The sequence below is a fragment of the Thalassoglobus neptunius genome (assembly GCF_007859735.1).
Taxonomy (GTDB): Bacteria; Planctomycetota; Planctomycetia; order Planctomycetales; family Planctomycetaceae; genus Thalassoglobus; species Thalassoglobus neptunius.
Genome location: NZ_SIHI01000012.1, coordinates 83,897 through 95,098, shown reverse-complemented (window position 1 = coordinate 95,098; position 11,202 = coordinate 83,897). Strand labels below are relative to the sequence as shown.

Annotated in this window: 7 protein-coding genes and 1 pseudogene; 5 read left to right on the top strand and 3 right to left on the bottom strand. The window is 52.3% G+C overall.

All coding sequences use genetic code 11. The features are described from left to right. The first annotated feature begins 136 nt into the window (after positions 1-136). On the top strand, positions 137-514 hold the full coding sequence (locus KOR42_RS16680; RefSeq protein WP_146510981.1) for a hypothetical protein: 378 nt from the start codon (positions 137-139) through the stop codon (positions 512-514). Between the two features lie 257 nt (positions 515-771). On the opposite strand, the gene KOR42_RS16675 is transcribed toward KOR42_RS16680, so the two are convergent. Together KOR42_RS16675 and KOR42_RS16670 are read right to left on the bottom strand one after the other, a co-directional pair. After that, entirely contained in the window at positions 772-1,722 is a 951-nt protein-coding gene (locus KOR42_RS16675; RefSeq protein ID WP_146510980.1) for a restriction endonuclease, read from the bottom strand. A 377-nt stretch (positions 1,723-2,099) separates the two neighbouring features. Beyond that, positions 2,100-3,644 carry a hypothetical protein gene (locus tag KOR42_RS16670; protein ID WP_146510979.1) on the bottom strand — a complete coding sequence of 515 codons (1,545 nt, stop codon included), beginning with the start codon at positions 3,642-3,644 and terminating at the stop codon, positions 2,100-2,102. A gap of 253 nt (positions 3,645-3,897) precedes the next feature. Between KOR42_RS16670 and KOR42_RS16665 the strand changes: the two genes are divergently transcribed. From KOR42_RS16665 to KOR42_RS16650, 4 genes and pseudogenes are all read left to right on the top strand, one after another. After that, complete coding sequence (locus tag KOR42_RS16665) at positions 3,898-7,365, top strand: PVC-type heme-binding CxxCH protein (protein WP_231740968.1); 3,468 nt, start codon at positions 3,898-3,900, stop codon at positions 7,363-7,365. A 339-nt stretch (positions 7,366-7,704) separates the two neighbouring features. After that, the gene (locus KOR42_RS16660; RefSeq protein ID WP_146510977.1) at positions 7,705-8,943 is read left to right on the top strand and encodes an aminotransferase class I/II-fold pyridoxal phosphate-dependent enzyme; all 1,239 of its coding nucleotides are present in this window, start codon (positions 7,705-7,707) and stop codon (positions 8,941-8,943) included. Next, positions 8,940-9,329: a hypothetical protein gene (locus tag KOR42_RS16655; protein WP_146510976.1), complete on the top strand. Its 390-nt coding sequence runs from the start codon at positions 8,940-8,942 to the stop codon at positions 9,327-9,329. The genes KOR42_RS16660 and KOR42_RS16655 overlap by 4 nt, the downstream gene beginning before the upstream one ends. 95 nt (positions 9,330-9,424) lie before the next feature. Then, positions 9,425-10,114 (top strand): annotated as a pseudogene (locus KOR42_RS16650) (DUF2461 domain-containing protein). A 22-nt stretch (positions 10,115-10,136) separates the two neighbouring features. Here KOR42_RS16650 and KOR42_RS16645 read toward each other — a convergent pair. Further along, positions 10,137-11,168, bottom strand: coding sequence for a hypothetical protein (locus tag KOR42_RS16645; RefSeq protein WP_146510975.1), 1,032 nt, complete (start codon positions 11,166-11,168; stop codon positions 10,137-10,139). Positions 11,169-11,202 lie beyond the last annotated feature (34 nt).

The window sequence follows — 11,202 nt, the reverse complement described above, 5'->3', positions numbered from 1 at the left end:
TCAGTTCAAACAAATGGTGAAAACCAAAAGTCTGAACACCTGACAACAAGTGATCATCTGGGCGCTACGCTTTTATTCCGTCACACCCTCTCCGTCGAGCGCTACGTTTTCTGACCGATGTCTACACGACCGGATCTTGACGGATTTTCGCGACGCGCGAACAGCCATTACGTCCGTACTTGAACTCTTGTCTGAGAATGTTTCCACAGATCAAGCTGAGGATGTTCCCGCTCTGCGAATCGCAATGCACCGGGGGGCGATCGTGAAAACGATCACTGATGGTCGAAGCGACTACGCGGGACGGACGGTCAACGCTGTGAGTGCATTGATCGAGTCGAATGTAAAAGAAAAGTTGGTCCTCACAGATGAACTTTTTTCAGACTCAGAAATACAAGACCTGCTTGCGGAGTCAGGTTTTGTGGCAAGAAAACTCGAGGTTGCTCCGGTCAGCGGTTCTGCTGTATTCGAAGTGACGCAAATGACAAGTGGCCAGTCCACGATTTCGGAACCTTAAGTCCGCATCGACGATGATTACTGCTCACAAAATCCAACCTGTTTAAAGTCCGCCTATTCTCCCTTAAATGTCGTGCAGGACAGGCTCCTACAATTTTGGGGAGACGCTTACAGCGTTCCGCTTTAACCGGACTTGCGAGTTCCGGGATGGAGTTCGAACATCGTCGGCGAAACCGAAAAACAGCCCACACGGGAGAGGGAATGGCACTCGTGCTAATTTAATACTATTACTGAAAAAGACGATCATTCTGGTATGTCTCACAATTGAGGAAAAGGATTCTTTTCCATGATCGTGGTCTGGACTTTTCTTCGAAGAAAGTCAGCCAAATCAGTCTGGTTCTCAAGTACCATTACGAACTCCTGCAACGTACATAGCGTAACTACCTTTTGCGAAAGTGCTTCTTTGCACGATCTGACAGCAGGTTTTGTGAATTCAGACGCTGAGATAATGATGGCACGAGCCTCTGCGCGAAAGAACACCCGCATCATGTGCTCAGAAATCTCACTCACACCTACTGGTTTGTTCCACCATTTCATTTCCACAAAGTGCAGGTGACCGTCGAGTTCGATGACTCCGTCGATTTGCTCAAGTATGCCTTCGCTACTATCGCCTGTGACCGTAAACGCTTCCCGCACGCAAATACCGTAGAATTCGAACAAACGGTTGAGTACGTCCTCCAATCGTTTTCCCCTGAGTTGGGGATTTTCCAATGAAAACAACCCGAAGAATTCAGACTTTAACTTCTCAATGACTGAACGGCGATTCTGCAATTGTTGGCTTGCCGCTTCATTCCTTGAAATGTTCTTTTGCCTTTCCCGTTCATGCTCATCTTTCAATCGAGTAAAAGAGTCCTTAACATTGACGAGCTTTTGAACCTGCGCGACCAAACCTTGTGCTTTTAGGCGATCGTCGGGCCAACAAGTAGAAAAATCGTCGAACTCGACCACACGTTTTAAGATTTCTCGTCGTGGACGAAGTAGTAATTCTTCTTGTTCATTCAATCTGCAAAGAACAGTTCGCACAATTTCGTATTTGTTGATGTTGCGACGATCTGTTCGAACTTTGTTCCAAAGATCGGATGTCAGTGAATCGGCGACACCTGCTCCTTTGATGAACAGCAATGTGTCTTCTTTTGAACGACATAGCAGGGGAATTGTGTCGACGAGAAGGCTCATCAAATCCGGGGGATAGTGAAATGTTACATTCATTGGAAACTCAACAAGGGGGCGAGATAGCTCTCGACTCTTCGCGTATTCAATCAAAGTCTAAGGCAATTCAACTTGCGCCGATGCGACAGTTCGCAGTAGGCGTGGGGCAAGATATTACCTGAAATCGATTTTCCATTCGAATCACAATAAGCTGCAAGGAGTTTATTGGCAAAATTTTGTGCATTTGAGGAGGCTCCATCGCGATCATCAAGTGTTGTAGCACGAATGCGATACGCTTGCTTGCTTGGATGGGTTTCTCTGGTCACTTGTGGTGTCAGTGTAGGGCAGGCGTACACCTACCTTCTCCGTAGGGACGGTAGCTTCACTGAAGTGTCCGCATCTGGCCGTGCAGTTGCCCAAGCAATATCACTGTCTAATCAAGGCGATTGTGTGTAGAGGCGGTAGTTGTTGGATTCTTTGAGGAGTTGCCAGTTGTTGGAGGGGAGAAGATCTGTTGGGTCTTCGGGGCGGAGGAGGATGAGGTCGATCGGGTTGAACCAGTCGTCGATTGGCTCGCCGGATGCCCAGGCGAGGACCTGTTTTTTTCGCTCTGCAAAGTCTGGAGTGTTGAACTTGTGTCCGAAGTAAGGGCGGACAGGGGTGAACGTGGCGGAGAGGTAGCTGACATCTTCGTCGGCACACAGGAAGACACCTGTCGCTTCGTGTTCGTTGAGAGTTTCGAAGATGTCGCGAACCGGAGTCGGCAGGGAAAGTTGCGGTTCGGGATGTTGAGTTGAGTGGCCGATGAAGCAGATGTTGTCGAAGCAGGCGAGGGGAACGGAAATCGCGATGCAGACAACTCGGAGGAACATCGGCTGGATGTGAAACATTGAGTTCGTCAACGACTGGATCACCGGCAGACCGAGCAGGAAGAGCGGCATCCAGACGTATCCGCGTGTGAAGTGCAACGGTTGATGCGGAGTGATAAAGAGGTCGTGCTTGATCAGCAAAAACGAAATCAGGCCAGCGACGACAAAGAACCAGATCTCCGGGCTTCGGGTTCGTGGCTGAAACAGAAGTCGCGCCGCAGCGAGAGTTGCGACCGGGCCATAGGCCAGTAGCAGGACGATTGTTGGAACACTCCAGTTCAGCGTCCACGTTTCGCGCAGGTCACGGTGTTCGGGGAAGGACTCCAGGAATCCGAAGTAATAAGTGAGGAACAGGCCGAGTACGACGGTCAGTGTCAATCCTCGGAAGAGTGCCTGTCGATCTTTCCAGACGAGCAATTGGAAGAGATTCCAGCTTCCCATGACAAGGAGATGTTGGACGCCGCTGAAGGGATGCGTCGCTGCGAGGATTGTCACGAGCGCGACCGCTGTCCATTCTCGTCGTTTGATGACGCAATACCATGCGGCTGCGACGAAAGCATGATACAGAGCTTCCGTCGGAAGGAGCAGATTTCGTCCCCAGGAAAAGAACCACCATCCGCCGCCGAGGTCGAAGTTGAGGATGAGATGGAAGGGGTGTTCGTGGGTGATGAAATTGATCACAACCTGCGCAAGCGCCAGTGCTCCTCCTCCCCACATTGCCAGCAAGAAGACAAGCCTCTCGTGTTCGTGATGCGTGAGGAGTGAGCGGACAATCAGAAGGGTGAACCAACTGGTGATAACTCCGGCAATGAGACCAATCGAACAGAAGATGACTTCTGGCGGAATCCCGACTTGAGTGACGGCAGTCCCGAGCAGCCAAGGAAACCATTGTGCGTAGACGACCGGAGCATCCGGTTGAGGATCGAACGGGTTGGCACCGGCGATTCCGTTTCCGTTTTCGAAAACTTCGCGGCCGTTCGCGCTGTAGTACGGCATGTCGTACTGAATGAACCCGGTTGCTCCCTCCGATTGCATCCAATGCGCAGCATAGACCGAATAGGACGGCGCTACGGCCAGAAGGACGACGAGAATGTCTGCGACACGCTGTTTCATCGTGATGAGGGATTTCACAAACAAAGGGGACAACTGACGCTAACACCGAGAACGGTGTCGTGATTGGGGTTGTCGCAGTTCGCGAGACAGATGTCTGTCGTCGTGTATTGAAAAAGAGGCTTGTTCCTCTTGTCCCGGATGCAGCGACGGTGTCGCTGGCAGTTTTTCCGGCGATGCGTCATGATGTTCAAAACGTATCGGTAAGTGTTTGTTGGACATGATGAACCCCTTTTGATTGAGTGAGAGACCGTTGTTGAAATTGCGTATTCGATTGCTTGGCATTGTCTTGATTGCCCTGTCTGGGCTTCGCAGCGTTCAGGGACAGGATTTCGGACAGCAGGTCCGCGAAACGGATCCCTTAACTCCGGATGAAGAACGCTTGCAGTTTGCCGTTCCGGAAGGTTTCGAAGTTCAACTCTTCGCGAGTGAACCGGATATTCAAAAGCCCATGAATCTGGCATTCGATGCGCGAGGGCGACTGTGGATGTCGGGGTCGAATGACTATCCGTTTCCAAATTTCACTGAGGAGGCCACGGATAGCATCCGCGTTCTGGAAGATACCGATGGAGATGGGCGCGCTGACAAGTTCACGACTTTCGTCGAAGGGATCACCATTCCGATCGGGCTGTATCCTTACAAAGATGGCGTGATCGCCTTCTCGATTCCGAACATTACATTTTATCGAGACACCGATGGAGATGGGATTTCGGATACGAGTGAAGTTTTATACGGACCGTTCGATTACTCTCGAGATACACACGGATTGAACAATTCGTTCCGACGAGGAATGGATGGTTGGATGTATGCCTGTCACGGGTTTAACAATCAATCATCTGTCGCAGGCAAAGACGGAAATACCGTGTCCATGCAAAGCGGAAACACCTACCGCTTTCGCATCGACGGTTCTCGCATTGAGCACATTGGCCATGGGCAGGTGAACCCGTTTGGAATGGCTTTTGATGCGTGGGGAGATTTGTATTCGTCTGACTGTCACACCAAGCCCGTGACGCTGCTTTTGAAAGGCGGCTATTACGAAAGTTTCGGGAAACCGCACGATGGGCTCGGTTACGTGCCGCCGGTCATGGGGCATCTGCACGGCTCAACGGCAATCGCGGGACTGACGATTTACACCGATGATCGATATCCCGAAGCGTACCGGGACAATCTGTTCGTCGGAAATGTGATGACGAGCCGCATTCATCGGGACACGTTGGAGTACGACGGATCAAGTCCTCGAGTGATTGAACAGGAAGACTTTCTCGTTTCAGCAGATCCCTGGTTTCGTCCAGTCGACATGCAGTGCGGCCCCGACGGAGCGCTTTATATCGCAGACTTCTACAATCGAATTATCGGGCACTACGAAGTTCCGCTCAACCATCCGGGACGTGATCGTTTTCGCGGTCGGATCTGGCGAGTCGTCAGAACGGATGAGGCGGGAGACGAGGAACGTCCTCAAGATCTTACAAAGTTGACGGCCACACAATTGATTCCATTGCTCGCCGATCCGAATGTCCCTTACGTCAGCCGAGTCGTCGAGCAGCTTGTCGATCGATGCGGAACAGAGGCTGTTCCGGAGTTGAAAGCGGCTCTCAAAAACTCAGACGATGCCAGACAGACAGTCGGACTTCTCTGGTCGCTCGCGCGTCTGGGAGGTTTGTCGGATCAGGAACTTGCAGCAGAAAGTGAAAGTGAATCGAGTCTGGTACGTGTGCATGTGCAACGGATTCTCGAGACGAGGAAGAACTGGTCGGCCGGTGATCAGCAGATTGCTTCTCGCGGGCTGAGCGATTCCGACCCAATGGTTCGTCGTGCCAGTGCTCTCGCGTTTGCAGGCCATCCCGATACGAATGTAATAGCGAATTTGCTTCAAGCGTATTCGCAAGCGTCCAGCAGCGACGTTCAGTTAAAGCACGCGATTAAAATAGCTCTTAAGTCAACATGTCAGTTGTCTGGGGCTTATGACGTCGTCGCGAAGTTGAATCCCAAGGATGATGAGGTCGAGCTACTGGCGTCTGTCAGTCTAGCTGTTCATTCGACGGCGTCCGCTCGATTCCTCCTTTCTGCGATTGATCAGGTTGAGTTGCCCGGCGACGAGTTGCAAACCGTCGTCCGCATGGCAGCCCGAACGCTCGAGAGCCAGGAAATCCCGCAGCTCGTCGAGTTAGCGCGAACAAGATACTCGGCGGATCTCGATACTCAGCTGGGACTGCTGCAATCAATGGAAGAAGGGCTTCGCCAACAGGGCGAGAGCATTCCGGATTCGATGAACACCTGGGGATGCGAAGTGATTGCACGCGTATTACATGAACGCGGTCCCGGAATGGGAGACTGGCAGCAGCTGGCGAATGAAGGTTCGGCGATCGGAAAATGGGATATGGAGTGGCGAACGCGTGAAGACGCTCAACATTCACAACTCTTTATGAGCAGTCTTCCCGGAGGGGAAACCGCTCGTGGAGTTCTGATGTCGAAGCCATTTCCCATCCCGGAGAAGTTGTCGTTCTATGTCTGCGGGCATCTCGGATTTCCGACAAAAGAACCGGTGATGAACAACTATGTCAGCTTGACTGTGGAGGGAGATGACGAACCAGTCCGGATCGCATACGCCCCCAGAAATGATACAGCACGCCGGGTTGAGTGGGATCTCGAAGAGTTCGCTGGCAAGACGGGGATCCTTAAAGTTGTCGATGGCATTGACCTGTCAGCGTATGCATGGATCGCGATCGGGGAAATCAGCCCGCCCGTGGTTCAGTTGCCGACGCAAAGTCTCGCGCAAGGCCGGCAACGCCTGATTGCCGCTTCGAACTTAAGTGAACGATTGGGAGCGAAAGAATTCCTCAAAGAATTCGGCCTCATCGCCATGAACCCAAATGAAGCGGGGCAGGTAAGGTATGCAGCATTGACGCTCATCGCTGGTTCGCAGTCAGAGGAGACTCCGGTTGGCTTGCTTGCTGTTTTCGCTGAGCCGGATGTCTCGACGGTTCTGCTGAACTCAATCGCCGATGCTTTGTCGACTCAGGATGAAGAAGCACAGGTCGCGGTTCTGAAAACGCTTCCGTTGAGGCTCCAGACAACTTTCGCCCGAACACTGTCCCGTTCGCCGCAGGGAGCGACCAAGCTCGCCGATTTGATTGATTCGGGAATGATTTCTCCCGAAGTTTTGAGATCGGACGTCGTCGTCGCTCAAGTCAAAGGAACGGGAAGTTCCGAGATCATCAACCGGCTGGATGCGATTCGTTCGAAACTCCCTGACGGCGGCGATTCCATTCTCGCCATGATCAAAGCACGTCGTAACAGCTTCAACGCAGAAACAGCCTCGATTTCTGAGGGGGCAAAGGTCTTCGAAAAGAATTGTGCGGCCTGCCACACCATCGATGGCAAAGGGAAACAGATCGGTCCGCAACTGGACGGAATCGGAAACCGCGGGATGGAACGTCTTCTCGAAGATGTTCTGGCTCCGAACAGAAACATCGATGTGGCGTTTCGGACGAGGCTGTACGTTCTCGAGAACGGACGCATCTACTCCGGGCTGTTTCGACGGGAAGAGGGCAACGTCATCGTTCTCGCGAATCAGAAAGGCGAAGAAATTCAGTTCGACAAGAATCTGGTCGACGACGAAGCGATCTCTCCGATCTCAATCATGCCCGAAAACTGGGGAGAGCTGATTCCCGCCGAGGATTTCAACAATCTGATGGCATTTTTGCTTTCGCAGAAGCAAAAATAGTGGGCATTGGCGAGCATCGCCGAACCAGCGTGGAACGAAACTTGTCTGCGACATCGTCCGTGATGTTCAGGCTGGCGAATTTGGGAATTCGGCTTGCGAGTTGGGGAGGAACTGACTTCTCCCAACTCGCCGAAGCCGGATCGAAGACGTCTTCGTCTGCCCGGAAAACGTTGTGGAGATTCGAGAATGTTCAAAAACACGAAAGGTTTCTGAAGAACTCGATCTCGCCCAACCGAACTGATCCGGATAAGATCCCATTGTCCGGTCCGATGCCGCCATCACACTGCGTGGTTCCTGGCGAAGCAATCGGTAAGTCCTCAGCTCTTTCTGATGAATGTCATGAGAAGCGAAACAGAAGTCCCAGTCAGCGACAATCCATATTCCATTCCCGTTGCGGATCGACTGAAAAGGTTGCCGCCGTATTTGTTCGGAAAGATCAACAAGGTCAAGTACGAAAAACGCGTCGCGGGAATCGATGTGATCGACCTTGGGATGGGAAATCCAACCGATCCGCCGGACCCCCTGATTCAGGAAAAACTCGCTCAGGCCCTGCAGGATCCCAAGAATCACCGCTATTCGGTGTCCAACGGGATCGGAAATCTGCGCAGCGAAGTCGCAAAGCGATACTGGAAACGATACGGCGTTCGGCTGAATCCGGATGATGAGGTCATTGCCTGTATTGGGTCCAAAGAAGGCTACAGCCATATGTGTCTCGGTTTAATGGGACCGGGAGACACTGCCATTGTTCCGTCGCCGACATTCCCGATTCATATGTATTCAGTGATGCTTGCCGCTGGAAACGTGATCGCTCTCGATGTTCGACAGCCGGACGTGTTCCTGCGAAATGTCGCGTACACATGCGAACATCTTTATCCGAAGCCGAAAGTGGTGGTGGTCAATTTCCCACACAACCCTTCGTCGACTGTGATCGAACAGGACTTTTATGTCGAACTCGTGAAACTCGCCAAGAAGTACGGCTTCATGGTGATCAGCGATTTTGCTTACGCAGATATCTGTTTCGATGGATATTTCGCACCGAGTTTTCTCTCCACTCCCGGAGCGATTGACGTGGGTGTTGAACTGACCTCGATGAGCAAAAGCTACAGCATGGCTGGGTGGCGAATCGGGTTCTGTGCCGGGAATCGCGAAATGGTCCGGGCTCTGGCGACGATCAAAGGCTACTACGACTACGGGATCTTTCAGGCAATTCAAATTGCCGCCATCGTCGCCATGCGCCACTGTGACGCAGCTGTCGAAGGCATTGCCACTGAGTATCAGGGACGCCGGGACGCTCTGTGTGATGGACTGGAGCGTTTAGGGTGGGAGATCGATCGCCCGAAAGCGGGGATGTTCGTCTGGGCGAAAATCCCGGAACCCTATGCTCAAATGGGGTCCATTGATTTCTCGATGAAGCTCCTCGAGGAAGGCGGAGTTGCGGTGAGTCCCGGACGTGGATTCGGAGAAGATGGCGAGGGCTACCTGCGCCTGGCAATCGTCGAAAACACACAGCGTCTGAGACAAGCGGTTCGAGAGATCGGAAAGTGCGCACCACTCGAAGCATCACGGGCGGCCTCATGACGAAACCGGTAAAGAATGAACTCGATGAGTTGGTCCTCTTGTCGGGACTGACAAGTCGGGTTGAACCTGTGTTGTTCGGGATCAATCTGGTCCTCACAGTCCTCGCGTCGATTCTCGTTGTCCGGCAGCGCAATGCAATTCTGCCTGTGATGGAAGAGTTCGACCTGCAAATTTCCCGGTTTGCTGAACTCGCACTCAGCCCGGGCGCCGCAGCCATTCTCCCGGTACTGGGAGTGGTCGGGATCGCGGTGCACTTTTCAAAACTGGCCCTGAAAACGAAAGTCCGCCTGCATTGGGCCCATTTCGTGATCATTCTCGTTCTCACTGGCGGTTTTGTCGCGACGACGATTCCCTTGCTGACGAAATTGATCCAGCAACTGGAATAGGCCATCTTCACGGCTGCTCTTTCGAGCGAATGTGATGTCTCTTTCGTTCGCTTGGCTGCAATTGCCGAGTTCTGGAAATTCCATCAGGAGCTACGATGGGAACTTTCAACGGATTTCCGCCCTCAGTCTTTCAGTTTCTGTCGGAGCTCGAAGCCAATAACGACAAAGACTGGTTCGACGCCAATCGCGATCGATACGAATCGGAAGTTTGAAGCCCAGCTTTGGAATACATCGCGGCGATGCAGGGGCCGATTGGGAAAATCTCGGAGCATTTACGAGTCGAGCCCAAGAAAGTCGGCGGCTCGTTGATGCGCGTCCATCGTGACACGCGCTTCTCGAAGGACAAAACCCCGTACAAAACGAACATCGGAATCCAGTTTCGCCACGAAGCGGGTAAATACGTCCACGCACCGGGTTTCTATCTGCATATCTCAGCCGAAGAATGCTTCGTTGGAGCCGGTGTCTGGCATCCTGCGGGAGAACACCTCGCGGCAATTCGCAAGGCGATTGGCAAGCGATCAAAAGACTGGAAGAACGCAGTCAACGACAAAAAGTTTGTGAAGCGATTCTCGCTGACGGGGGATTCCCTCAAGCGTGCCCCTCGGGGATTTGATGCGGATCATCCCATGATCGACGATCTGAAACGCAAAGATTTTATCGGGATCTCAAACTTCGAACCGGGCCTTGTGACATCGCCCAAATTTGTGAACGAAACAGCCAAAGCGTTTCAGTCCGCCGATCGCCTGATGGCATTTCTCTGTTCTGCACTTAATATTCAATATTAAGGCGGTTTGAGTTTGTCGGCACTTAATCTTTCAGCGATGAGCTTTCACGATCCGGAAGTTCATCCAACTGAATTGTTCCAGTCGTTCTGTTCATCCCAAGTGGCAATCCGTGTCGTTGAACTGCGGTCGCTTTCAGGTTGAATTCACAGTTGGCGGGCTTAAGTTCCAACAGCCCCAGCGGAACCCATTCTCCACTCTCTTCGTCATACAACTGACCGCCAGTGGAAACGTCGAGTCCGTTGATCGTGACATTTCTCGTTGATTTCTCTCCGCGTTCCCAAGTGAACGGAGCCATGTTGTATCGATGCTCCGGGTCGATTCCTCGAATGGTCAGATTCGAGATCGTCGCGTTGACAATCCTGGATTCGCCTCCCCAGCCAAATTGCAGTGGGGCACCATTCCGATGATGCTCGATGACGACGTTTTCAAGCGTGATGTCGTTGTAGATTTTAATGCCGTCATCTGCCGTGCTGATCAGAGTGTTCCGAATTGAAGATCCCGCAGCTCCGGCGAATCCATCGCTGTTGTTGTTGTTGCCGCTTCGGGTGTCGATCAGTGTGCACGAATCGACATGGATCACAGCTTTGTTGGCGTATCCAGAAATCAGGTATCCGCGCGGATCACGAACGGTCAGTCCGGAAACGTGAACTACAGCATCTTCAATGACGCTGATGGCGCTGTACTTCCATTTTTCGTTTTCGGCGATCTTCTGTCTGGCCGTCCATGCTTCTTCGTTCGTCCCAAAGATCACGGAGGTCTTTTGATGACGTCCAACGATGTGCAGCGGATTTGTTGGCTCTCGATACAAAACACGAAAACCACCGGTGAACCGAACGTTCTCGTCAATCACAATTCGTTTGACCGTCGAAGGAACATCCCAGAAGAAACCTTCCTTGCTCACCGGCATTGAGCCGCTCGTGCAAAAGGTCATTGTCGCCGAATCTTCGTTCCACCCGACTTGACCGGAGTAATGGATTTCCGGTTGAGCGACTGCGGTCGTTCCATGAACAAGCAGCACCAGGAACAGCAAAACGATGAAACGACGAATGCGCACGGGGTCACCTGAAGAATGCTGTGAGTAGGGAAAC

Excerpts from the sequence above, each read along its gene's own strand:
- KOR42_RS16675 (WP_146510980.1), bottom strand. The coding sequence starts at position 1,722 with ATGAATGTAACATTTCACTATCCCCCGGATTTGATGAGCCTTCTCGTC.
- KOR42_RS16670 (WP_146510979.1), bottom strand. The coding sequence starts at position 3,644 with ATGAAACAGCGTGTCGCAGACATTCTCGTCGTCCTTCTGGCCGTAGCG.
- KOR42_RS16660 (WP_146510977.1), top strand. The coding sequence starts at position 7,705 with ATGAGAAGCGAAACAGAAGTCCCAGTCAGCGACAATCCATATTCCATT.
- KOR42_RS16655 (WP_146510976.1), top strand. The coding sequence starts at position 8,940 with ATGACGAAACCGGTAAAGAATGAACTCGATGAGTTGGTCCTCTTGTCG.